Source organism: Pseudomonas massiliensis, assembly GCF_000826105.1.
Taxonomy (GTDB): domain Bacteria; phylum Pseudomonadota; class Gammaproteobacteria; order Pseudomonadales; family Pseudomonadaceae; genus Aquipseudomonas; species Aquipseudomonas massiliensis.
In genome coordinates, this window is the sequence record NZ_CCYK01000007.1 from 1895210 (window position 1) to 1918372 (window position 23163).

At 64.5% G+C, this 23163-nt stretch carries 19 protein-coding genes; 3 read left to right on the top strand and 16 right to left on the bottom strand.

Going from position 1 to position 23163, the window contains the following annotated elements; all coding sequences use genetic code 11:
• Positions 1-354: 354 nt before the first annotated feature.
• The gene (locus BN1188_RS19405; RefSeq protein ID WP_040263243.1) at positions 355-1719 is read right to left on the bottom strand and encodes an MFS transporter; all 1365 of its coding nucleotides are present in this window, start codon (positions 1717-1719) and stop codon (positions 355-357) included.
• Positions 1720-1939: 220 nt separating this feature from the next.
• Here BN1188_RS19405 and BN1188_RS19410 point away from each other — a divergent pair, with 220 nt between their 5' ends.
• Complete coding sequence (locus BN1188_RS19410; protein WP_232430945.1) at positions 1940-4180, top strand: hybrid sensor histidine kinase/response regulator; 2241 nt, start codon at positions 1940-1942, stop codon at positions 4178-4180.
• 32 nt (positions 4181-4212) lie between these two features.
• On the opposite strand, the gene BN1188_RS19415 is transcribed toward BN1188_RS19410, so the two are convergent.
• The 13 genes from BN1188_RS19415 to BN1188_RS19475 all read right to left on the bottom strand — a co-directional run bounded on the left by BN1188_RS19415 (position 4213) and on the right by BN1188_RS19475 (position 17413).
• The gene (locus tag BN1188_RS19415) at positions 4213-6690 is read right to left on the bottom strand and encodes a bifunctional diguanylate cyclase/phosphodiesterase (RefSeq protein ID WP_052469386.1); all 2478 of its coding nucleotides are present in this window, start codon (positions 6688-6690) and stop codon (positions 4213-4215) included.
• A 180-nt stretch (positions 6691-6870) separates the two neighbouring features.
• Positions 6871-7431: a DsbA family protein gene (locus tag BN1188_RS19420; RefSeq protein ID WP_040263245.1), complete on the bottom strand. Its 561-nt coding sequence runs from the start codon at positions 7429-7431 to the stop codon at positions 6871-6873.
• Positions 7432-7536: 105 nt separating this feature from the next.
• Positions 7537-9819, bottom strand: a complete 2283-nt coding sequence (gene gspD, locus BN1188_RS19425) for a type II secretion system secretin GspD (protein ID WP_052469387.1) — start codon at positions 9817-9819, stop codon at positions 7537-7539.
• On the bottom strand, positions 9816-10337 hold the full coding sequence (locus BN1188_RS19430) for a hypothetical protein (protein WP_040263247.1): 522 nt from the start codon (positions 10335-10337) through the stop codon (positions 9816-9818). Before BN1188_RS19430 ends, gspD begins: the two co-directional genes overlap by 4 nt.
• Positions 10334-10945 carry a type II secretion system protein GspM gene (gspM, locus tag BN1188_RS19435; protein WP_040263249.1) on the bottom strand — a complete coding sequence of 204 codons (612 nt, stop codon included), beginning with the start codon at positions 10943-10945 and terminating at the stop codon, positions 10334-10336. Before gspM ends, BN1188_RS19430 begins: the two co-directional genes overlap by 4 nt.
• Positions 10920-11957, bottom strand: coding sequence for a PilN domain-containing protein (locus BN1188_RS19440; RefSeq protein ID WP_040263250.1), 1038 nt, complete (start codon positions 11955-11957; stop codon positions 10920-10922). Before BN1188_RS19440 ends, gspM begins: the two co-directional genes overlap by 26 nt.
• Positions 11954-12670: a type II secretion system minor pseudopilin gene (locus tag BN1188_RS19445; RefSeq protein ID WP_040263252.1), complete on the bottom strand. Its 717-nt coding sequence runs from the start codon at positions 12668-12670 to the stop codon at positions 11954-11956. The genes BN1188_RS19440 and BN1188_RS19445 overlap by 4 nt, the downstream gene beginning before the upstream one ends.
• The gene (locus tag BN1188_RS19450; protein WP_040263254.1) at positions 12667-13269 is read right to left on the bottom strand and encodes a prepilin-type N-terminal cleavage/methylation domain-containing protein; all 603 of its coding nucleotides are present in this window, start codon (positions 13267-13269) and stop codon (positions 12667-12669) included. Before BN1188_RS19450 ends, BN1188_RS19445 begins: the two co-directional genes overlap by 4 nt.
• Positions 13266-13625, bottom strand: coding sequence for a prepilin-type N-terminal cleavage/methylation domain-containing protein (locus tag BN1188_RS19455; RefSeq protein WP_040263256.1), 360 nt, complete (start codon positions 13623-13625; stop codon positions 13266-13268). Before BN1188_RS19455 ends, BN1188_RS19450 begins: the two co-directional genes overlap by 4 nt.
• Entirely contained in the window at positions 13622-14062 is a 441-nt protein-coding gene (locus tag BN1188_RS19460) for a prepilin-type N-terminal cleavage/methylation domain-containing protein (protein WP_040264324.1), read from the bottom strand. The genes BN1188_RS19455 and BN1188_RS19460 overlap by 4 nt, the downstream gene beginning before the upstream one ends.
• 14 nt (positions 14063-14076) lie before the next feature.
• The gene (gene gspG / locus BN1188_RS19465; protein WP_040263258.1) at positions 14077-14499 is read right to left on the bottom strand and encodes a type II secretion system major pseudopilin GspG; all 423 of its coding nucleotides are present in this window, start codon (positions 14497-14499) and stop codon (positions 14077-14079) included.
• A gap of 9 nt (positions 14500-14508) precedes the next feature.
• Complete coding sequence (locus BN1188_RS19470) at positions 14509-15708, bottom strand: type II secretion system F family protein (RefSeq protein ID WP_040263265.1); 1200 nt, start codon at positions 15706-15708, stop codon at positions 14509-14511.
• A gap of 1 nt (position 15709) precedes the next feature.
• A complete protein-coding gene (locus BN1188_RS19475) occupies positions 15710-17413 on the bottom strand; it encodes a GspE/PulE family protein (protein ID WP_052469388.1) in 1704 nt (567 codons plus the stop codon).
• A 641-nt stretch (positions 17414-18054) separates the two neighbouring features.
• Between BN1188_RS19475 and BN1188_RS22045 the strand changes: the two genes are divergently transcribed.
• Both BN1188_RS22045 and BN1188_RS19485 read left to right on the top strand, forming a co-directional pair.
• Positions 18055-18207 (top strand): hypothetical protein, encoded by a 153-nt coding sequence (locus BN1188_RS22045; RefSeq protein ID WP_232430946.1) that lies wholly within the window; start codon positions 18055-18057, stop codon positions 18205-18207.
• A gap of 41 nt (positions 18208-18248) precedes the next feature.
• The gene (locus BN1188_RS19485) at positions 18249-20939 is read left to right on the top strand and encodes a beta-glucosidase (RefSeq protein WP_040263269.1); all 2691 of its coding nucleotides are present in this window, start codon (positions 18249-18251) and stop codon (positions 20937-20939) included.
• Here BN1188_RS19485 and BN1188_RS19490 read toward each other — a convergent pair.
• The gene (locus BN1188_RS19490) at positions 20933-21625 is read right to left on the bottom strand and encodes a TetR/AcrR family transcriptional regulator (RefSeq protein ID WP_052469389.1); all 693 of its coding nucleotides are present in this window, start codon (positions 21623-21625) and stop codon (positions 20933-20935) included. The genes BN1188_RS19485 and BN1188_RS19490 overlap by 7 nt on opposite strands.
• 9 nt (positions 21626-21634) lie before the next feature.
• On the bottom strand, positions 21635-23035 hold the full coding sequence (locus BN1188_RS19495) for an MATE family efflux transporter (RefSeq protein WP_084596292.1): 1401 nt from the start codon (positions 23033-23035) through the stop codon (positions 21635-21637).
• Positions 23036-23163 lie beyond the last annotated feature (128 nt).

The following is a 23163-nucleotide window of genomic DNA, read 5'->3' on the forward strand; positions in this document are numbered from 1 at the left end:
CTCTACCGTCTCGTTGTTCATGCTGTTGCCGAAGATCTTCTAGACCAGGCTCGCGCTGCTGCGGCACCGCCAATATGTCGCCTATCCGGCGAATAGGCGTTACAGGCTATATGATGCGCGCCGGACACGAGAGCGGGAAAGCCGAGAGTGACAAAGCGGCTTGCAGGTGGGCGTAACCAACGGAACTCACAATAGGAATCCTTAAGATAAGCTCCCTGGGCTCAATTTTTCTTGAGCCTTCCAGGAAAATCTTGAGTTTCGCCCATTATTCACATTTTTTCTTGAGTCACCAGGCGTCGGTCTCGCTGGGCGCGCCGGGCAACAGGCCCATGAACGCCAAGCCATGAGCACACTTCAAGTCAGGCCGCTTCGACTGAGCGCGCGGCTGGTGGCGGCCGTGACCGCATCATTAGGGTCGCCTTCCTCGTGCAGAGAAATGCGGTAAGTCTCCGGCAACGCCAGCCCGCCCGCCAGTGCCAGCAAGGCGATGACTACGAGATAAAACGCTGGAGCCAGGCTGCTGCCCGTGGCACCGATCAGCCAGGTCGCCACCAGCGGTGCCGTGCCGCCGAACAGGGTATAGGCGGCATTGTAAGTAATGGCGGACGCCGTGTAGCGGGTGCGGGTGGGAAAGCTTTCGGCCAACAAGGCGGCAGTCACCACGCCACAGAGCACGGCCCCGACGGCCAGCAGCAGCACCCCGACGATCGCTGGCCCTGCACCGCCATTGCCGGCCAGCCAATAGGCGGGAAATACGGTCAGCATCAGCCACAGACAGGTAAAGCCGATGGTCTTGCGCCGTCCGACCCGGTCGGAAAACGCGCCTGCCAGGGGGCAGGCAATGGCCGCGAAGACCAACGCTATCGTAGTCACGCCCAGGGAGTGCGCGCGGCTGAGGTGGCCTACCAACTGCAGGTAGGTGGAGAAATAGGTAGTGAACATATAGAAGGACAAGGCAGTCAGGGAGATGAACGCGCCCAGGCAGCACATGGTGCCGGCCTGCCGGGTGAAGGTTTCCCGCAACGGCGAGTGAGGGTGACCGGCCTGTTGGGCTTGGGCAACGCGAAACGCTGGGGTTTCTTCCATTCGCCAACGCAGCACCAGGCCAACCAGGCCCAGGGGCGCGGCAACCAGGAAGGGAACCCGCCAGCCCCAGTCTGCCATGGCCTCGGCCGCCAGGCTGGCCTCCAAAGCATAGGCCAGCACGGCCGCCGCAGCGAAGGCCGAAAAAGTCGACACTGGCACGAAGCTTCCATACCAGGCGCGCCTGTGTCGGGGCGCATGCTCCATCAGATAGGCCACCGCGCCGGCATATTCGCCCCCGGCGGAAAAGCCCTGGGCGCAGCGGGCAAGGGTCAACAGCACCGGTGCCCAGACGCCGATGCTGGAATAGGTCGGCAATAGCCCGATGAGGGTAGTCGAGCCCGCCATCAAAAGGATGGTCAGCGAGAGGACGCGTTTACGGCCAAGACGGTCGCCCAGCGCCCCGAACACAACGCCGCCCAGTGGTCGCAGGGCAAAAGCCACTGCGAATACCGCGAAGGTTTTGAGAAGCGCCACCCCGGGCGCGCTGCTGGCGAAGAACTGATTGGCGATCAAGGTAGCCAGGAAGCCGTAGACAGCGAAGTCGAACCACTCCACGAAGTTGCCGATGGCCGAGGCAGCGATGACTTTGCGAAGGGTGGCCGGTGTTGCCTCTGTGCTGGCGGCGGTTTCCATGGGCATGCTCCTGATAGCGGATGAGGCGATTATCGGCCTCTGCCCACCCTGTTCTGTTCAGGAAACGCCTCTGGCATAGCTGTCAGCGCGCCGACCAGGCCGACGGACCGCTGTGGGTTGCAGTGTCTGTCGGTTGCCCAGTCGTGCCCGAGCAAGCGTTTTGCTATGCTCGCGCTGCCCATCGCGGACCGTGCTGTCCCAGCCCACCCGGAGTTGTAGCTTGCGCCATCCTTTGTCCTCTCTGCGTGGTCGTCTCACAGCCCTCGTACTGGTAAGCACCCTGCCCCTGGCTGGCTGCGCGGCCATGGCCCTGGCCGTGCTGTTGCGCAATGAAGAGTCCGAGGCCATTTCCAGAGCCCTGGAAGCCAACCGGCAAACCGCGATCGCGGTCCAGGTCACCTTGAATCGCTCATTCGCGGTGCTGGACGCGCTGGCCCAGTCACCGCTGCTCGACGGAACGGATCTTGCCCCCTTTGCCGCCATGCTGGAGCGGGTACTGCCTGTGATGCCTGGTTCCCGGTCGCTGCTGCTCGCCGCGCCAGACGGGCAATTGCTGCTCAGGGCATCCCCTGGCCCGTACGTGACCTTCCACCAGCCCGCGGAGCCTACCAGCTTCGCGCAGATGGTGGAGCGCCCCGCTCCGATGGTCGGGCAGCTTGGCCAGGGCCCGTCGGGAACCTGGGCCATCCCTCTGCGGGTGCCGGTGATACGCGACGGCAAGCTGCGCTATGTACTGACCACCCCGCTGCTGCCGACGACCCTGGGAGATGTATTGGGGCTACAGAAGCTTCCTGAGGGCTGGACAGTGGTGGTGTTCGACAATAATGGGCGGCGCATCGCCAGGGTACCGGAACGGGGTTTCGCCCTGGGCGACCAGGTATCACCGGACCTGCTCGCGCTCGTCAGGCGCAGCCAGGCCGAGGAAGGCAGCGGGATCACCCATACCTCCGCCGGTGAAGAAGTCTATACCGCTTACGTTCGCTTGCCGCAAAGTGGCTGGACCCTCGCCACCGGCATCCCTACCCGGCAAGTTTCCGCCACTGTCAGCCGGGCGATGCTGCTCTATGGCGGCGGCCTGGCGCTATCATTGCTTTTGGCCAGTCTGGCCGCCTGGTTCGCCGCGCGGGGCATCAGCCGGCCCATGGCGCAATTGCGTGAAGCGGCGAAGGCGGTGGGCCGGGGCGAAACGCCAACAGCCGTTGCCAGCGACATCAAGGAGGTTCGTGACGTCGGCGAGGCGCTGGAGCATTCGGCCCAGGCCCTGGCAGCAAGCGAGCAGGCGCGTGGCGATGCCCTGGCGCACCTTGCCGCCGCTCACCAGGAACTGATGGAGGCGGATCGCCGCAAGGATGAGTTCATCGCCACGCTGGCCCACGAGCTGCGCAATCCCCTGGTGCCTGTTCGTCAGGCCGCCGCGCTTCTAAGGCACCCTCAGAGCGAGCCTGCCCGTGCGCAGAACCTGGCGGTGATCGACCGACAACTCGGGCATATGGCGCGCTTGCTGGACGATCTGCTCGATGCCGCGCGACTCAACTTCGGCGATATCTCCCTGCGGCTCGAGCGCCTGGACATCGTGGCGCTGCTGCGCGACGCCTTGGGCTTTGTCCGCGAAAAGGCGATGGAAAAACACATATTGCTGAGCGAGGGCCTGCCACAAGCGGCAGCTTATGTGGAGGGCGACGCCCTTCGTCTGCAACAGCTGTTCGTGAACCTGCTCGATAACGCTGTCAAATATACCGAGCCGGGTGGGCAGGTCATGCTGACTGCCCAGGTGAGCGCCGGGCAGGTCGAGGTGGCGGTAGTCGACAGCGGCCGCGGTCTGGCGCCCGAACAGATGGAAGAGATCTTCCGCTTGTTCGGACGTGTCGCCAGTCTCGGCTCCGACGCCGGTGGCCTGGGCGTCGGCCTGGCTCTGGCCAGACGCCTGGTGGAACTGCATGGCGGAACACTGAGTGTCCATAGCCCGGGCCTTGGGCAGGGAAGCGAGTTCCTTACCAGGCTGCCCCTGGCAACGCTGCAAGGCACGCCTGCCGAGGTTCAGGCTCCGCCGCCCTCGGCCCCGCAGAGCCCAGCGAGCCGGCATGTCTTGATAGCCGACGACAATACCGACATCGCCACTACCTTGCAGGCGTTGCTGGAAATGGAGGGCCATCAGGTTCGTCTGGCGTTCGACGGCGCGCAGGCCGTAAGCCTCTGCGAGGCAGCGATGCCTGAGGTGGCCATCCTCGACATTGGCATGCCAGGCCTTGATGGACATCAGGCGGCCCGGGTAATCCGAGCCCTGCCCGAAGGCCATATGCCCTATCTGATCGCGGTCTCCGGCTGGGGCCAGGCCGAGGACGTGCACACAGCCTTGAGTGCCGGCTTCGACATGCATCTGACCAAGCCGGCGGACCTGGATGAGCTGCTCAGGCTGGTAGCCACCGGCCGGCGCGGTGAAGGCACGAGCGCCAGGCCCTGAGGCCTGGGCTCTCACGCATCCGCTATCGACGTTTACGCCGGCGTGGGCTGGCCCTGCTCGGCCAGGGCCTGGAAATCCGCCATCGGCAGTGGCCGGCCGAGAAGATAGCCCTGGGCTTCGTCGCAATCCACCTGGACCAGGTCGCTGAGCTGGCTGTCGGTTTCCACGCCTTCGGCCGTCACCGTCATGGTCAGCGCGCGGCCGAGACCGATGATGGATTCGACGATCGCCAGGCCCGTACCGCGGCGTTCGCCGTGCAGGTCCGCAATAAAGCTGCGGTCGATCTTCAGGCCGTCGAAGGGGTACGTGCGCAGATAGCTGAGCGATGAATAGCCGGTGCCGAAATCGTCCAGGGCCAGGCGCACCCCCAACTGCTTGAGGTTGTGCATGATGGTCAAGGCCGCCGCGGAATCCTCCAGCAACACGGTTTCGGTAATCTCCAGTTCCAGCCGGGCCGCTGGCAAGCCTGTCTGCTGCAACACCCGATGAATACGGGCTACCAGGTCGCCACGCTGGAACTCCACCGGCGACAGGTTGACCGATACCACCAACTCCCCGCCCCAGCCAAGCGCCGCCTGGCAGGCCGTGTGCAGCACCCAGTCGCTGAGCGGGACGATCAGCCCGGTTTCCTCGGCCACCCCGATGAACTGCGCCGGTGGCAGCCGGCCACGGCCAGGATGGTGCCAGCGCACCAGGGCCTCGGCGCCGCTCAGGGTCTGGCCATTGACTGCATAGCGAGGCTGGAACTCAAGCACCAGCTCCGAGCGACGCAAGGCATTGCGCAAGTCCGTTTCCACCTGGCGTCGCTCCAGTACGCGCTCGTTCATCTCCGAGGCGTAGAACTGCCAATTGTTCTTGCCGGCAGCCTTGGCTTCGTACAAAGCGATGTCGGCATAACGCAATAGGTCGCCGGGATGAGTGCCGTCTCGGGGCGCAACCACCACGCCCATGCTTACCCCTACGGTGAGTTCGTGCTCCCCCTGCATGATCGGCTGACCCAGCGCATCGCGGATGCGCGCGCATAGATTTTCCACCGAATAGCCTGCAGGCAGATGTTCGACGACCACCACGAATTCATCGCCACCGAGTCGGGCAACCAGGTCGCGATCACGCACGCACAGGCGCAGGCGATTGGCGATCTCGCACAACACTCGGTCGCCCGTGGGGTGGCCCAGGGTATCGTTGATAGGCTTGAAACGGTCCAGGTCCAGGCTCAACAGATACAGCGGCTCGCGGCGGTCAGCCAGCACTGTCTGCAGGTGGGTATAGAGGTAGGCGCGGTTCGCCAGACCGGTGAGCGCATCATGTTGCGACATGTGCTTGATCCGGCGCTTGGCTTCCACCTCCTGGGTGACGTCGTTCACCGTCCCGCAATAGCCCGAAGCGCCTGTCGGGTGACCGAGTGCACGTACCGAAAGCACGCAATCGCGCAGGCGCCCTTCGCTATCGGCATAGCTGCACTCCAACTGCCGCTTTGCCGGTAACGCGGCATCGGCTTCCTGGCCCGCCGCCCCGCAGAACTGCTCCCATGACACCTGGAGCAGATCGCACAGCGGCCGGCCCAGCCATTGCTCCCGAGAGAATCCCGTCATGACGCTGAAGCGCTCGGAAAGATAGGTAAGCAGGCCTTTGCCGTCGGTTTCCCAGATCCAGTCCGAGGACGCTTCAGTGATCGAACGAAACCGCTCCTCGCTTCGCAGCAGCGCGGCCTGGCCTGCATCGAACGCGACCGCCGAGCGCAACATGCGGCGTTGCAATACCCCCATGAGCAGACCGAACACGGCCAGGATCAAGCCCAGCGCCGGCAGCAGGGGCCGGATGAAGGCATCGCCTGGTCGCTCGGCCGTCCAGCCAAGCTCCAGCTGGGTGTCAAGGTCGCCCTTGACCCGCAAGGACGTTGCCGTCGCCGGATGCGCCTGGCCGATATGCGCTTCCAGCCCCTGTACGGCGAATTCGTCGGTTGCCATGCGGGGCAGATCCAGTATATCCACGTAGACCAGCACCCAAGTCTTGGCCAGGGCCTTGGGGTCATCCATCTCGGAGGGTTTGATGGCGGCGGCGTAGACTTGCGCGGGACGGCCCTGGATCAGGTAATAGCCGTGGGCTGTCTGGTCATCCACGGCCCGCTTCCGTGCCAGGCTCGCCAGCGCGGCCAGGTCCGCGTTGATGTAGCGGGCGGCGCTGGTGTCGCTCAGCTTGCCATCGACGACGGCATAGCGCGTATTGAGCGTGGTGTCGAGAATGAATACCCCTTCCAGCGAATAGTTGCTGAACAGCGAGGGCCCCATGTTATCGCGCTCGAATGCCCAGTCCAGGTCCACCGAGCGCTGACCGGCATAGCGATAGGCATCGTCCCAGAAGGCGTAGTCAGCCAAGGCGATGTTGAGCAAGCGTCCGTTGCTCTTGAAGGCCCGCGCGACATCGGCCACCGAATGTTCCGCCTGGCGAGCGTTCTGCTCGCGGGCGATGACTACAAGGGCCACCGCGGCAATGACGAAAAGCGCGGCCATCAAGGCTACAAAGCCCCAAGCGAACCGCCTTGTGGCGTGAATGTGATTGGAACGAACGGATGACGCGTCGCGCATGGCTGGGCTTTACCTTGAAGTAGGAGCACACCGGGCAGCGGCTGCCTCAGTGTGACGCCCCTCTATCGGCAACACCGCGGCTTACATGAGCCTAGGACGCGCGGATCAGCTCAAACGCAGGTGTCGCAGCCAGGTTTCGAGTGAATCACCGCTGCCCAACCCAGGCTGGACCAGGCCATCGATCATGAAGGTAGGCGACACATGGATGCCGTTCTGCCGGGCGTACTTGCAGTGCCATTTGATTTCCCGATCCAGGTCGGGAATGGCGAAGGCTGCCTCGAGCGGTACCCCGCTGTATCCTTCCAGGCGCGCAATGATCTGGTTCGGCGTGGCATCCAGGTTGGGCCCGGCGGCATGATGTTCGAACTCGAACTCCTCCCGATGGGCCGCAATGGCCGCCATCACGTCCCAGGCGCGCGCCTTGCCATTGGGCAAGGTGGACGCCGCCAGGATGCAGCGCACCAGCACGCCTGAATACAGATGCCAGGGTTGCGACTGCAAGCGCACCTTGAGGGTCAGCCGGTTTTCACCTGCCAACGCCAGTAACGGCTGAAGCTTGTTGAAGGCTTTTACCGAGAATGGGCAGGTCGGTTCCAGGAAAACTTCGAAAACACGCGGACCGTGGCCCCAGGTCAGGGGTTCGGCGTGCCAGGTAGCGTCGCTCATTGCAGTTCCTCGAGAAGGCATGGACAGAGGAGCAACGCTACCCCAGGTGCTTGCCTCGGACAACGTCGAGGCAACCAATGTAGCGGGATCTTCAAGTCCACCGCCTTACCAGGCCTGGGCGCTTGCCCCCGGCTTGAGCAATTGCAGTTGCTGCCGGTAGTCATCGGTAATCTGCCGGGCCTGGCTGGTGTTGCTGACCACCCGCGGCGTGATCAGCACGATCAGCTCGGTGCGATCGCGACTCTTGCTGGTGCTGCCGAACAACCAGCGCAGGCCAGGCACCCGGCCAAGTCCGGGCACGCTCGATACGCTTTCGCTGTTGTCCTGCTTGATCAATCCGCCCAGGAGAATGGTCTGGCCGCTCTGTACGGCGATCTGGGTAGACACCGAGCGGGTGGAGATGACGGGATTCGGCTGGCTGGTGGTGACATTGCTGCTGTCGGCGTCGCTGACCTGCTGCTGGATCTCCATGGACACCAGCCCGCCCGGGTTGATGCGCGGGATTACATCCAGGATGACGCCGGTCTGCACATATTCGACGCTGCTCAAGGTCGTATCCGAAGTGGTAGTGCTGACGGTGGTCTGACTGATGGGGATATTGTCGCCCACCTGGATCTGCGCTTGCTGGTTGTTCATCACCACCAGGGACGGTGCCGACAGCACTTGAGTGCGACCGCTGGTTTCCAGCGCATGCAAGGCGACCTGCAGGTTATTGCTCACGAAGGAATAGAACAACGAGTCGCTGGAACCCAGCCCCGCCCCGCCGCTGCCGAGCGCGCCCTGGCTGCCGCTGGTGTTGGCCACGGTGGTGCTCGATGAGTTGCCAGCCAGGCGGCCGAGATACCACTGCACCCCCAGGTCCAGCTCGCCGGTGAGCTTGACCTCGAGGATGCGCGTTTCGATCTGGACCTGCGGGGGCAAGGTATCCAGGCGCCGGATCGCGGCTTCGATTTCCTTCCACTGAGCCGGCCGAGTGCGTACCAGCAACTGGTTGGTGCCCTTCTGCGCGCTGATACGCACGGTCTCCTGCAAGCCGTGGGTCTGCTGGGACGCCTGGCTGGTACCGCTGTACTCGCTGGTGTCCTGGCCGTCCTGCTCGGCACTGTCCTGGTCGGCGCTTTCCTCCGCGGCCCCGGATAGCCCGCCCGACATTGCCGTGGTGGCCGCGCCATTCAAGGCGCCGGCGCTGGCGCCCATGGTAGTGCCGCCAGTGCCGTTGAGCGAACCTAGCGTAGTGGTCTTGACCCCGGGCGCTACCTTGGCCGCGCTTTCCTGCCTGGCCTGGCTGCTGCCGTAGATCTGCCGCAGATAACCGGCCAGGTCCGCGGCTTTCATGTTGCGCACATCATAGACGTACAGCTGCGGTTCGTTGCCGCCCCCTTCGTCGATGGTACGAATCCAGTCCCCGACTTCCCGCAGGTATTCGGGCTGGGGCGAAATCGCGACTATGGAGTTGGTGCGCTCATTGGGCATGAACTTGACCATGCTGGCCAGGGGCATGCCGCTGTCGGGGCCGAACAGCTTCTGCAACTGCGGCATCAGCTCGGCCACCGATGCCCGTTGCAGCCCGTACACACCGATGGACATGCCCTTAAGCCAATCCACATCAAAGGTGTCGATGGTGTCCTGGTAGTTGGCCAACTCCTCTGGGGTACCCGCCAGGCTGAGCAGATTGCGCGCGGGGTCAACCAGCAGGAAGGCATTCTCCCGCACGAAGGGCTTGAGCAGCTTCTGCATGTCCGCCGCGCCTATGTAGCGCAGCGGGTACATCCGCGCTGAAAGCCCGCTGGCGGGCGCGCTGACAGCCACTTCCGGGACCAGCTTGCCGGCCACCGCCTGGTCCGCCGGCAGCACCACATAGCGCGTGCCTTGGCGGATCATGGCGTTGTTGGTCCATGACAACAGGGTTTCCAGGATGGAGAGCGCCTGCCGCTTGGTCACCGGGCGGGACGTGGAGAAGCTCACGTTGCCCTTCACCCCCTGGGTGATGCTGTAGTTCTCGTGCAGCAGGTCACCGAGCACGGTATTGATCACCGCTTCGATGGGCTGGTCGGTAAAGTTGAAGACCACCTCGCCCTGCTCGCTGTCCGTCGACGCTGACACGGCCTTGGCCGGCCGTACGAAGCGTTGCGTGCCGGCCCTGACCTGGCGTTGCGGCGGAGTCGTCACGCTGGCGGTGGCATCGGGGACCGGCGAAGGTTCTTCGCTGTCCACCGGCAAAGCTGGCCGCGAGGCCCCGGTGCCGGCCAGGGCTTCGCCCATCAGCCTGGGGTCGTTCTCCAGGCCATGGTCGGCGGCGCAGCCGGCCAACGCCAGCGCGGCGGCCAGGCTCATCAAGGGCGCCCGTAAGCGCAGGAAGGAAAAAGAAGCGCGACTGTGTTCGGTCATGGTTGCTGTACATCTGAGAGTTTGGGTATTGGCGAGGTCCCTGGCGCCGGCAAGCGGGCGAAGGGCAGGCTCAGGCGGCGAACCTGGCCCTGGCGAGTAAAGGTGACGCTGGTAGCGTCGAGTTCGGCGAGCAGCCAATCGCCGTCCAGGCGATCGCCACGCTTTAGCCGCAAGGGGCGTTTATCGCGCTGGCGCAGCAGCGCCCAGCGAGCATCGCCGTCGATGATCACGCCACTCAGGCTGAGGCCTTCGAGGCCTGGCGCGGCGGCCGCCGCGGGGCCAGGGTCGGGCTGGCGCGCCGGGCTGAACAGCGGGCGTCTCCAGGCAACGGCCAGGTCTGCCAGCGTGGCGACCGGCAAGGCCGGCACCGGCTCCGCCACCTGTTTCGCGCCAGTGTCGGCAGTGCCCTGAGGCAGCCAGTGAAGAGACCCAGTGTCATCCGTCCATAGCCGCGCAAGGCTGAGGGCCAACAGGGCGTTGAGAGCGAGCAGGCCCAGGCGGGCCGGGGTTGGCTTCATTCGGGACTTGCCTCCCCGGCGGTGGGTGCCAGGTAGCCACGTACCAGCAGGTGAACCTGAAGCGTTCCTGGGCCGCCCTGGGCGGCAGCGCCAGCTTGGCGATGGATGCTCAGGGCATCGATGAACAGATAGGGCTGGCGGTACTCGAGGGCCTGGAACAGCTTGATCAGAGGCTCTATGGCGCATTCCAGGGTGAGGCTCACCTTCACTGCCTGGTAGGGCTCGCCGTTTTCGGGCGGAGCCACCATCGGCATCCGCTGGGTCACTTCGCAGCCGAGGCCGGCTGTAGTAGCGGCCTTGACCTGGTCCATCACTAGCTGCATCAGTTCAGCCGCGGCCACGCTAGGGTCATCACCGGCCAGCAGGCTACCCTGGGCGGCAGGTTGCTGGCGCGCACGCTCCAGCCGGGCCTGCAGCTCCGGCCCCTGGCTGAGCTGCCGAGCATAGCGCTGTTGCTGTTCGCGCAATTGCTCGGCCTGCGCGGACATTGCGCGCAGCGGGCCGCTGAACCAGCTATCGATCAACAGCGTCCACGCCAGCCAGGCCACGACGAGAACCGCCAGCAGCGCAGCTACCTTGCGCTCACGGTTGGTCAGGGGACGCGCCATGGCTGGGCTCCTTGGTGAGCTGTGCGATAAGGGAGAAGCGCTCCCGGCCCGTGCCGGCGTCCGGCTGGATGACACCCTGGAAACGTGCCTCCCCCAGGGTCCGGCATTGCTTGAGCTGACTGATCAGGCTACTGGCCCTCGAGCTCTGTCCGCTCATGGACAGCTCGCCGTTTTCGCTGACTTCCAGTTGCTCGAGCCAGGTGTCATCGTCAAGGCACTGGCTGAGATCGGCCAAGACACTGGCCAAGGGCGCGCGAGCGGCTTTCAAGCCGGCCAGGTAGGTAGCGGCACCCTCGGTATTGAGCAGTTCCCGGCGGACGGCCTCCAGCTTTGCCAAGGCCTGACGCTGCCCTTGGACGGCCTGTTGCATCCGCTCCAGCTCGGCGTCACGCTGGTGCAACAGCCCAAGCATTGCCAGGAGCAGCAGCGCGGCCGCCAGCCAGGCCAGGCCGCGATCCAGGAACCGGCCGGGCGCTGGTCGGGGGCGCTGACTGGGTGGCAGCAAGTCGACCGCCAGGCTGCGGCCATCATCGGCGCGCGCGTCGATTCCGGCCAGGGTAAGGCCTCGCCCGTGGCAGGCCTGGATGATCGTATCCAGGCGCGCCTGCGGGATGACGACCAGTTGAACGCGCACCTTATCGCCCTGCCGCTCTACCACCCGGGCGTCGTAATAAAGCTGCTGCGCCGGGTACGGGACATAACGATCCATCTCGAACCCGAGTACGGCCCTCAGGTCCCGAGCGGCCGCCGCGGGCAAACTGACCGGCGGGCACAGTACCTCGCGACCGGGCAGTACCAGGGTAACGCGCGTGCCCGGCTCCAGGGCCTCGACCAGCGGCCAGTCAATGCGCCTTGTGTCGGGAGCCACATCCAGCCGGGCGCGCAGGAAAGCTGGCAGCAACGCCCATAGCTCCGCCAGCCAGGCGTGATAGAGAGGGCGCGCGGTGCTGGCTCGCCACCAGGTGCCGAGCGCGGCGCGATACGAGCGCCAGGCGATAAACAGTGAGGTCATGTTTGCCAGCGCAAAACCCGATAAGGCCTGGCGCCCTCCTTCGCGGTGATCATGAGCAAGGTGGCTCGCACAGTGGCCCGGGCTCCATTGGGCAGGTGGGCACGACTGGTGATGGTGAAAATCTGCCCTGGCTCCAAAGCCATGCCAGCGACTCGTGGCAGGCCCAGGGCCCGCGTCAAGGGCGCTGCCGCCAGGGCACCATCCGGCTGCGGCTGCCCCGACCACACCGTGATGAATGGGGCGATGCGTGCGTGGAGCGTCGCGCTCATGCCTGGCAGCGGGCGCAGCTCTTCAGGCGTGCGCAGAGGCCTGTGTTCACGCTGACGGGCCAGCGCGGCCGTCAGCTGGGCTGCGCTGGCGCCGTCAGCGCCAAAGGCCTGGAGGAAACGCACCAGGGTAGAGGCCGGGGCGCTGTTGAGGTCGAGCTTGCCACGTTCACTGCGCACACTGATCCGTAGAGTGGCGCCATCGAAAGCGTGCTCGTGATCCTGGCCGTCGGCCCGCCAACGAAGCCGCGGTGAACTCGCCTGCAGGCCAAGCACGGCGAGGCTGATTCCGGCTTCCGCGGTGAGCACGGCCTGGGTGGACTGTTGCTGCCAGCGGGCCTGGCGCAGTTCAAGGCGCACCGTGCCAGCGACCGCCGCCAGTACGCCACTCAAGAGTGCCAGTACCCAGAGCGTCACCAGCAGCGCCATGCCCCTTTGCCTGCTCATAGGCCCGGCTCGCTGGAAAGGTCCATGCGCAGGCCGACCTGCTGGCGCACCCAAGGCACGGCGCCGGCCAGGCGAAGGTCGATACGCACTGCCCGAGGCAGCCGTTCCGGCCAAGGCCATTGCGCTATCCAGCCGGTAGGCTGGCCCAAAGAGTTCATACCCTGGTAACTGAACGCCAAGTCAGAGACGCCATGCAGCAGCACCTGGGCATCGCCCAGAGGCGTCAGGCCCCCTCCTGTCAGTTCGGCGAAGCTCACCATCAGGCACTGGTCGTCCAGGAAAACTCGCTGCTGTTGCAAGCCGGCCACCACGGTGCCGGCCATGGGGGCGAAAAACATCAGGGTGGTGGCGTCACCCACGAAGCGCTGGGGCTGGCTGCCGTCACCGGCCGGCGCGCTCAGGGGAAGCGCCTGGCTCAGCGCTCGGCGCAGGTACGCCTGGGTCGCGCGGACCTCGTCCAACTGTGTGCCGTAGGCCTCGACCCTGGCCAGGGCACGATTGGCTCCCACGATGGCGACGCCCACCAGCCCAAGGAACAAGCCCATCAGGGTCAGGACCACCAGGATTTCCAACAGGGTGAAACCTCGCTGGCCGGTCATGGCCTCACCCCTTGGGTACGTACGCGCAAACTGGAAAAGATCTGCTGCCGGCCCTGGGCCGCTACGCTCAGCTCCAGACGGTAAAGGGCGAGGCCGGGCGCCGTCGGTTCGCGGCGAACCTGCAGGGTCCATTCCACACCGTCCCATATGCCTTGTTGCTGTCCTGGCTGCAGGGCCCCTTCACCCAGCGCTTCGAACAGCGAGCGCGCGGCCAGGCTCAGGCGGTCACTGCCCTGGCTCTGCTGCAGCGCGCGAGCGCCCTGGGCGAAGCCACCCAACGCGGCAGCCGCGCAGAGGGCCAATACCGTCAGTGCGGCAAGCATCTCCAGCAGGGTGAAACCGCGTACATGCTTCATGGCAGCTCGCGCAGCCTCACGGAGCCGGTCAGCCAGGCCACATCGATACGCCACGCGCGGGCGCCATCGCTGACGCCGATATTGCCGCCGCTGGCGCCGCCATCAGGATAGAACTCATAAGCTGCGCCCAAGGCCTGGGCAGTGTGCAGGCGCAGGTGCAACGACGCCGGCCATTGGCTCGCCGGGCCAACCGGGCCTTTTACCGTACGTGCGTCAAGGTCGAAGCGTGCCTGAGCTGGCTGACCGGTCACGATGGCGTGCACCCGTGCGGCGCGCAGGGCATTGACCATCTGATTCAGGGCGCTCTGTTCCGCTGCCCGCGCCAGTCCTCGCTGCATCCCAATGCCGGCAAGCCCCGCGGCGACCCCTAACAGCAGCAAGACGATCAGCAGTTCGAACAGGGTGAAGCCGCGGCTACGCGGCAGCGAAATAGGCAGGCTCGGCACGTGGCTTATTCCCAGTTACCCAGGTCTGCGTTATAGCCCTCGCCACCCGGAACACCGTCCTGGCCATAGAAGATCAGGTCGAAGCTGCCATGTTCACCCGGGTAGCGGTAGCCGAAACCGTGGCCGAAGGGGTCTTGCAGATCCGATGCCTTGGCGTAGGGGCCGGCCCACTGGCGGGCGTTGGCCGGGCGGGTGACCAACTGGTTCAGGTTGGCAGGCGGCGCGCCTACGTCCAGGGCGTAGCTCTCGACTTTCATTCCAAGGCTGGCCAATTGAGCCTTGCCGGCGCCGTATTTGCCCTTGTCTACGTTGCCGCCCACCTGACGGACAACGATGGTGGCAACAATGCCGAGCAGGACGATTACGGCCAGCATTTCAAGAAGTGTGAAGCCGCGCTGATGCGCTGGACGAGAACGGAAGCGTTGCATGGAGGTTCCTCAGATATGACTGGTAAGGCTCATCAAGGGGAGCATGACGGCGAGCATGATCACGGCCACCAGGGCGGCCATGACCACGGTGAGGCTGGGCACCAGCGCCGCCAGCAAACGGTCGATACCGCGCTTGACCTCGACATCGAAGACATCCGCGGCCTTGAGCAGCATGGCGGCGAGCTGGCCGGACTCCTCGCCCACGGCGATCATCTGCAGGGCAAGTTCGGGCAGCAGCGGGTCGTGCTCGAAGGCCGCGGCCAGGCGCTGGCCGCTTTTGACCCGTTCGCTGACCTCGCCTACCTGGGCACGCATGGCATGGTTGGCGCTCAGCTGCCGTACGATCAGCAGCGCCGGCAGCAGCGCCACGCCGTTGTCAAGCAGGGTTCCAAGGGTGCGGGCCAGGCGCGCCGCCTCGAGTTTGCCAAGCAAGGGGCCCAGGCCCCGCGCACGCAGCAGCCAGCGGTCCTGGCGCTCGCGAAGCCCTGGCTGGCGGCGGCTCATCGACACGGCCCAGGGCAGCATTATCGCGACCGCGAGCAGGGCCAACCCGTATTGGCTCATGAAGGTGCCGAGCGCCAGGATCGCTTCAGTGATCCACGGAATGGGGACGCCAAGGTCGCGGAAGATCGGCACGAACTGTGGCACCACATAAGCCAGCAACAGCCCCAGCGCGCCCAAGACGCCGAAGACCAGGAAAGCCGGATAGATCAGCGCGTTGACCACCCCGGCGCGCAGGGCCTGGCTGCGCTCCAGGTACTGGCCCAACTGGGCCAGGGTGGTGTCAAGGGTGCCTCCGGCTTCCCCGGCGCGCACCAGCCCCAGGTAGAGCGTGGAGAACTGGCCGCCCTCCTCTTCCAGAGCCTGTGAGAAGGGTTTGCCGCCCTTGACCTGTTCACGGACCCTTTGTACCAATGCCTGTACCCGTGGTTCCTTGGCTTGGCGCAGCAGACTGCCCAGGGCCCGCTCCAGCGGCTGGCCGGCACCTAGCAAGGTAGCCAGTTGCTGGGTGAAGCTGACCAGGGCGGCGGCCTTGAACACCCGACGGCTACGCCCCAGTACCGATCCGCCGATACCCGGCTTGAGGCTGAGCAGCAGCAGCCCGCGGGCTTGCAGGCGGGTGGCCGCGAGCTGAGGATCAGCCGCGTCGATTTCGCCCCTGTGCATGCTGCCGTCGGCAGCCAGGGCCTTGAAGGAATAGACCGGCATATCAATCGCCGCGCGTGACGCGCAGCACTTCCTCCAAGGTGGTGATGCCTGCCAGCGCCTGGCGCAGGCCATCTTCATAGAGGGTCACCAGGCCATGGCGCTGAGCACAGGCCTCGAGGGTGGCGGCGTCGGCCTGTCGGGTCAGCAACTGACGCAGTTCATCGTTCATCACCAGCAGCTCGGTAATCGCGCTGCGGCCCAGGTAGCCGCCGCCGGGCGCGGTGGGATCGGCGCGGTAGAGCCGAATCGGGCGCTCGTCCGTATGACGGTGCAGCTCATGTCGGGCAATGAGTTCTGGCGGTGCCTGGAAGGCGATCCGCGTGGCGGGGTCCAGGCGCCTGACCAGCCGCTGGGCCAGGATGCCCTGCACCGTGGAGGCGATCAGGTAATGTTCCACGCCCATGTCCAGCAGGCGGGTGATACTGGCGGCCGCGCTGTTGGTGTGTAGCGTGGAAAGCACCAGATGACCGGTCAGGGACGACTGGATGGCGATCCGGCAGGTTTCAAGGTCGCGCATCTCCCCGATCATGATCACGTCCGGGTCTTGCCGTACGATCGAGCGCAGGGCCGTGGGAAAATCCAGGCCAATGGCAGGCTTGACCTGGATTTGATTGATGCCTTCGAGCTGGTATTCGACCGGGTCTTCCACAGTGATGATCTTGCGCTCGGGGGTGTTGAGCCGCGACAGCGCCGTGTACAGGGTGGTGGTTTTCCCGGAACCGGTCGGCCCGGTCACCAGGAGAATGCCGTGCGGGTGCTCCAACAGGTCCAGCAAGGCTTGCAAACGCGGGCCGTCGATACCCAAGTGGGAAAAATCGAAGCGTACGTTTTGTCGGTCCAGCAGGCGCATCACCACAGACTCGCCGAAACTGGTGGGAACGGTGGATACCCGTAGGTCCAGCTCACGGCCCTGCAGGCGCAGCATGATGCGACCGTCCTGAGGCAGCCGTCGCTCGGCGATATCCAGCCGTGCCATGATCTTGAGCCGTGACACAACCGCCGCCGCATAGCCGGGGGGCGGTGATTCACCGTTGAGCAAAAGGCCGTCGACCCGGTAGCGCACCTGCAACTGGTCTTCAAAGGGCTCCACGTGCACATCGGATGCGCGATATTCCACGGCCTTCTGCAAGATAAGGTTGACCAGCCGGATCACCGGCGCCTCGGAGGCCAGGTCCCGCAGGTGCTCCACGTCGTCATCCCGATCACCGGGTTCGTCCAGGTTCTCGATCAGCGCGTCCATGGCACTGCGGCCCTGACCGTGGCTGCGTTCGATAAGCGCCTGCACCTGCTGGCCCGTGGCGATCACCAAGGACACGGGCCGGCCGCCGCACTGTTCAAGGGCCTGCAAGGCATAGGCGCTGACGGGCGCGGCGGCGGCGACCAGCAGCCCGGCCTCGCGGTGCTCGACCGGCGCCACCGCGTACTGACGAAGAAAGCGTTCGGTGCCTATCGCTGGGGCCTCATCAGGCATCCCGCCGTGGTAGCGAGGTACGCCCAGCACTTGGGCATAGGCCGTGGCGGCTTGCTCATCGCTGAGCAGGCCCAGGCGCAGCAGTACCCGCACGACCTCGTCATCATGGTCGACTGAACGCTCGGCCAGCTTGCGCGCCCGGGCAATGTCGCCACTGGCAACGTCGGTATGTTCCAACAACCAGGCCAGAACGGAACTGGTCTTTGGCCATGTCGCGATATCCAAGTTGAACATACCGTAAGACTCTGGCGAGTTTTCTCTGAGTGAATGCTTCCGCGCCCAAGACCAGCAAAGGTCGGGCGAACTTCAAAACTGTGATCAACGGCCTGACCAGGCCTATTCACCCGAACTAATGGAGCAATTAAGCGACAGGTAAAGTAGCAACTTTCATCAGACCAAGGCGGGCAGGGTCTCGATGCCGCCGCAGCTTACCAGAACGTTAAACCTACCTGCAACTAGGTTTAGCAAAAGCTACGATTAGCCCAAACACCTCCACGAACATCATAGTTATAGCTATAAGACTATATCGACAGATATTTTTAACCACAATAACCTGTTTTTTAGCAATTTTAGCAAATGACATTCGGCGACAAGAGCTAAGGCAAGGGGCCGTTCCTTCGTTTTTCTTCGGATCGGCGATCCCAAACTAAAATTTTTTTTGCGCCCGTTGAACTTTTAACGGCATCATCCGCACTTACGCAGCGGTTATTTCTGATACATCTTGTTATCGGACGCTGCTGGCTGTTCACCCCTAAACTATTATCGAGAGCCTATCGATGACCAGACGACTATTGTCTGTAGTAGGCGCTGCACTTCTGTGCGCGCATTCCTTACCAACTTTGGCGGACGATTCGACGCAGAGCGCCGGGGCGTCCGTGAGCCAGGCAGCGCGCGAGGCTTTCGAGCAAAAGCGCGATCAGGCGTCGGGCGTCAGCGAGATCGCCAAGCCCCAGGTCAACGGCCCGAGCGCTGTGCTCGATGCTCCCATCGCTACTGAAGACGACCCGGCCCAGGCGCAGCAGCCCTGAGCAGCCCTGCTTTTCGACTGTCGCCTAAAAGGACGTATCCCTTGTCAACACTTAAACAGACACTCACCTTGAGCCTGCTCGCCTTCAGCGTGGCCCAGGCCCATGCCGCCGCGCCTGTGACACCCAAGACCGGCAACGACGTGGAAGCCCGCGTTGGCGCCGTGCTGGACAACATGAGCCAATCGGAAAAAATCAATTTCACCCGAGTGGATGATGGCCACATGATCCCGGTGCTGAGCAAATTCGGCATGCAGGGAACGGTCGCCTACGACTCCTCCATGGGGGTTCATGTCAACAATGCAACCTTCGGCGCCCAGTACCCGGCGCAGACCGCGCTGGCCGCGACCTGGAGCCTGAACCGGGCCAAGGAATTCGGCCTGGCCATCGGCTACGAGACCCGCATCGCCGGCGGCCAGCAGATGCTATCCCCGGGGCTGAACCTGTTCCGCACGCCCTTTGGCGGCCGCGCCGCTGAGTATGTGAGTGGGGAAGACCCATTCCTCGGCGCTGCGCTTGGGCCGGCTATCGCCAATGGCATCCAGGCCCAGGGCATCCAGGCCGGAGCCAAGCATTTCATCGCCAACGAGCAGGAAGCCAACCGGCATAACCTGAACGTGAAGGTGGATGAGCGCACCCTGCGCGAGTTGTACATGCCTGGCTTCGAGTCGTTGGTGAAGAATGCCAACGTGGCCTCGGTGATGTGCGGCTACAACAAGATCAACGGCGACTTCGCCTGCGAAAACCATCATCTGATCACGGACGTGCTCAAGGGTGAATGGGGCTACCAGGGCTTCGTGATCAGTGACTTCAACTCGGTCACCGATGCTTTCAAAGGGGCCTGGGCCGGCACCGACATCGACATGCCGTCCGGCCTGCAGTTCACCGAGGCCAAGCTGCTGCCCTATCTGTGGAGCGGCCAGCTGACCCAGAACGTGATCGACGACAAGGTCCGGCGCAACCTGCGCGGCATGGTCAGCTACGGCTTCGACACCAAGCTCAATACCGCCCAGACCCTCGAGCACCCGGAGTACGGCCAGCGCGCCTCTCTGAACGTGGCGCGCGAATCGATCGTGTTGCTGCGCAACGAGAAGGTCGACGGTAGCCAGCCGCTCCTGCCCCTGGCGCGCACCGCCAGGATCGCGGTGATCGGTGACCTGGCCCTGGAAGCGCCCTCTTCGCCGTTCGGGACCGCCAACTCGCCGCCCAACACCTATGTGACCGAACTCAGCGGCCTGCAGCAACTGGCCTCGGCCAGCGGCAACGTGACCTACCTGTCCGAAATGAGCCTCAATCCGAAGGCCTCGGTCTGGTACCAGCCAGCCAGTGGCAAGAACAGCATCAGCAACAGTGGCGTCAAGGCCGAGTACTTCAGCAATACCGAGTTCGCCGGCGATCCGGTGCTGACGCGCGTAGAACCTGGGGTCAACCTGGACTGGACCACCAGCGACAACGTCACCAACGCCGGAAGCACCACGGTCTCGGGCTTCACCCCGACCGCCGGAGCCTTCTCCGCCCGCTTCACCAGCAAGATCAAGCCGACCATCAGCGGCGAGCAGGTATTCAAGGTCCGCGCGGACGGGCCCTTCAAGCTGTGGGTCAACGATGAGCTGGTGCTGGAAAGCGACGGCGTGCCCCTTGCCACCGACCTGCTGAACCCTGTATCGCGTTCCGGCAAGACAGCCAAGCTCACCGCCGGCAAGGAATACAGCGTCAAGCTGGAATACCGTCGCACTCGCGGCGACTACACCACCTTCCTCGGCGGGCTGGCTGGGGTGCAGATGAGCTGGGCTTCGCTGCGTCCGCCGAAGAACCTGGCAGACTACGACGCCGTAGTGGTGGCCGCCGGCAATACCTATGAATACGAGGGCGAGTCCATCGATCACGGCTTTGACCTGCCCGAGTATCAGTCGGACATGATCACCTACACCGCCAAGGCCAACCCCAAGACCATCGTGGTGCTGCATAGCGGTGGTTCCTTGAACATGCAGCCTTGGGCAACCAAGGTGGGCGCATCCCTGCATGCCTGGTTCCCCGGCCAGCAAGGTGGCCAGGCACTGGCAGAGATCCTGTTCGGCAAGGTGAATCCGTCGGGCAAGCTGCCGATCACTATCGACAAGAAGATAGAAGACAACCCTAGCTACGCCTCCTATTCGGACCCGGCGGCCTACCGTGGTGATAACGCCCTGAGCGAGATGACCTACAGCGAAGGCATCTACCTGGGCTACCGCGGATATGACAAGAAGCACGCCAAGCCGCTGTATCCCTTCGGCTATGGGCTGTCCTATACCACCTTCGATTACAGCGACCTGAAGCTGTCCAGCAACGTGTTGACGCCAGGCAGCACCGTGACCGTGAAATTCACGGTGACCAACAGCGGGGACAAGGCAGGCTACGAGACCGCGCAGCTGTACGTGCAACCGGTTTCCTCGGCCGTGGACCGTCCGGAGAAAGAGCTCAAGGGCTTCGCCAAGGTGTACCTGAAGGCCGGAGAGAGCAAGACCGTGAGTATTCCGATCGACTCCCGCTCCCTGGCTTACTACGTCGAAAACACCGACAGCTGGAACGTCGATGCAGGCAAGTTCAAGATCCGCGTCGGCACCAACTCCGAAGACCTGGCGCTGGTGCGTACCCTGGTCACGCTCTACCCTGAGCAGCTGACCACCCGCGACAGCAACCCATTGCCCGCGCCGATCCGCAAGGCGGTGCAGGTAACGGCGCAGCAGACCTACTGAGTCGCACCCTGCGGGGCCGGCCGGGGCGCCTGAGCGTCGGTCGGGCCTCGCAGGTCCCGCTCCAACCGCTGAAGGTACTGGTCGAACACGGCCAGTACTTTCACGTCCTTGGGCCCGCGCAGCCATTGAATCTGCAGGCCGTCCATCACGGAAAAGATTTCCTGGGCGAGGGCCCTGACGTCGACGCCGGCACGAATCTCACCCCGTTCCACCAGCGACTGCAGGTGTGCCTGGGCGTGGGCGTGGGTCATCTCGAACTTTTCTCTGTACCACGGCCAGGCCGGGTGGTTCTTCGACAGGCTCTCGGTATTGATCATCACCGCGGCCTGGCATTCATCCCGCGTTTCGACACTGAATGTCATGCCCATGCGCAGGAAACGCATGAACCCTTCGAGCGTGGGCGCGTCGAGCAGGTCGCCAAAACGCTCGACCACCCGTTGGTCTCGGCGGTCGAGCAGCGCGCGCAACAGCGCAACCTTGTTTGGAAAATGATGCAAGAGGCCAACGGTGGTGATGCCGGCCAGCTCGGCGATGTCGCGCATCGAGGCCGCCTGAAAGCCATCGCGGGCAATCATGACAGTCGCGGCGTCCAGCAGGGCCGCCCGTCGCTGTTCGCCTTTCGGGGCGCGCCGACGCTTGGGCGTCGCCTGCTCGGCGCTTGAAGCTGGTGAATCCTTGACAGCCATGGTGATCCGCTAGGAGTAAATGGAAACCGAAGTATTGCGCGTCGCGACCGCCCGCACCAGGATGCCGGCGGTCACTACAGCCAGCGCGGCGACCAGAGCATTTCCGAGCCACATCCCCAGCAATGCCCCACCCGCGCCCCAGGCCTGAGCGCCGAAATGCACGAACGGCCAGGTGCCGAGACTGGCGCGTAGCCAGGCGAACCCGGCGACCCACCAAGGCCTGCCCAGGGCCAGGAAGCTGGCCAGGGCGACGAAGTCCAGGCCGAAGAACACCCACAGGCCAGCGCCGAAGTGACAGAACAGCAGAAATAGCGGCTGTGCGTCCGCGGGCAGTTCGAACAGCCGGGCCAGTGGATTGGCCAGGGCCGTGAACAGTATCCACGCGGCCAGACCATAGAGCACAACGAGCCCTTGTGTAAAGCGCGAGGCCTGTCGCGCCCGCTCCAAATGGCCCGTGCCAAGATTCTGCGCCAGCACCGGGGTCAGTGCATTGGGCAAGGCGAAGTAGAAGGCATAACCCAATTGCAGGAGACGATCGATGACAGCCATGGCGGCCAGCGCCGGGGCGCCAAAACCGGAGAGCGTCAGCATCAGGTAGGTAACGGCGCAGGGCATGGCCAGCGTACCCAACATCGTGGGCACGGCGAGCCTTAAGGCCCGACGGGCATGCACCACAAACAGGACCGGTCGCCACGCCCAGCGTAGTCCTATATGGCGAGCCACGAGGGTGATGCCGGTGACCGCGGCGACGGCGGCAGACAGCGCATAGGCCAAGCCAGCCCCGCGCAAGCCCATGCCAAAGGCGAAAATGAATAGTGGGTCTAACGCCGCAAGGCTCAGTGCGCCACTGAGAACCACCATGAGGGCGGTGCGATGATGCCCTTCGCTCCTGAGCAACTGGGCGCACAGTTGCATCACGCAGCTGAGCGCGGCGGCGGGTACCGCGCAGATCGCGAAGGCCTTGCCGGCCTGCCAGACAGCCGGGTCGGCACCGAACCAGGCGATGGCCGGCGCTGCCACGGCCAGTTCGAACAGACCGAGGGCGCCGGACAGCGCCAGGGCGAGCCAAAGCAGATTTGCCGCCCAGCGGCTTCTCACGCCCCGCCCCAGCCGGCCGATACGGCCGGACCATTGGGCGCCGGCAGCGGTCACCAGCCCGGACATGACCCCGCTGTTGAGGAATACCAGCGTCTTGGCCACGCCCACCGCGGCGAGCAGCAAGGGGTCGTGAAGCATGGCCACATAGACCAGGGTCAGTATATCCACCGCGAACACCGCCAGCAGGCTTGCCGTGGTGGTCGCGCACAGGCGCAGCACGTGTCCGCCGACGTAACCCTGGACGAAGCGACTGGAGGCACGCGCAGACAGGGACGCCCGCCATTCCGGGACGCTGGAGGGTATCAGGGGCATAACGCGTGAGGGCAAATGGCCATTGAGGCGGGTGCGCTCAGGGTACGGGGCCGCCCAGTTCAGCGCAACCGCGGGAGTCACCAACGGTCAGGCAGGGGCAGCCTCGACGCGAGCCATCACCGAATTGG

Bases quoted from the DNA above. Each gene is read 5' to 3' on its own strand.
- BN1188_RS19445 (WP_040263252.1), bottom strand. From the start codon at position 12,670: ATGAGCAGGCAAAGGGGCATGGCGCTGCTGGTGACGCTCTGGGTACTG.
- gspD (WP_052469387.1), bottom strand. From the start codon at position 9,819: ATGACCGAACACAGTCGCGCTTCTTTTTCCTTCCTGCGCTTACGGGCG.
- BN1188_RS19405 (WP_040263243.1), bottom strand. From the start codon at position 1,719: ATGGAAACCGCCGCCAGCACAGAGGCAACACCGGCCACCCTTCGCAAA.
- BN1188_RS19495 (WP_084596292.1), bottom strand. From the start codon at position 23,035: ATGCCCCTGATACCCTCCAGCGTCCCGGAATGGCGGGCGTCCCTGTCT.
- BN1188_RS19415 (WP_052469386.1), bottom strand. From the start codon at position 6,690: ATGGCCGCGCTTTTCGTCATTGCCGCGGTGGCCCTTGTAGTCATCGCC.
- BN1188_RS19440 (WP_040263250.1), bottom strand. From the start codon at position 11,957: ATGACCTCACTGTTTATCGCCTGGCGCTCGTATCGCGCCGCGCTCGGC.
- gspG (WP_040263258.1), bottom strand. From the start codon at position 14,499: ATGCAACGCTTCCGTTCTCGTCCAGCGCATCAGCGCGGCTTCACACTT.
- BN1188_RS19455 (WP_040263256.1), bottom strand. From the start codon at position 13,625: ATGAAGCATGTACGCGGTTTCACCCTGCTGGAGATGCTTGCCGCACTG.
- BN1188_RS19490 (WP_052469389.1), bottom strand. From the start codon at position 21,625: ATGGCTGTCAAGGATTCACCAGCTTCAAGCGCCGAGCAGGCGACGCCC.
- BN1188_RS19420 (WP_040263245.1), bottom strand. From the start codon at position 7,431: ATGAGCGACGCTACCTGGCACGCCGAACCCCTGACCTGGGGCCACGGT.
- BN1188_RS19475 (WP_052469388.1), bottom strand. From the start codon at position 17,413: ATGTTCAACTTGGATATCGCGACATGGCCAAAGACCAGTTCCGTTCTG.
- BN1188_RS19470 (WP_040263265.1), bottom strand. From the start codon at position 15,708: ATGCCGGTCTATTCCTTCAAGGCCCTGGCTGCCGACGGCAGCATGCAC.
- BN1188_RS19450 (WP_040263254.1), bottom strand. From the start codon at position 13,269: ATGACCGGCCAGCGAGGTTTCACCCTGTTGGAAATCCTGGTGGTCCTG.
- BN1188_RS19430 (WP_040263247.1), bottom strand. From the start codon at position 10,337: ATGAAGCCAACCCCGGCCCGCCTGGGCCTGCTCGCTCTCAACGCCCTG.
- gspM (WP_040263249.1), bottom strand. From the start codon at position 10,945: ATGGCGCGTCCCCTGACCAACCGTGAGCGCAAGGTAGCTGCGCTGCTG.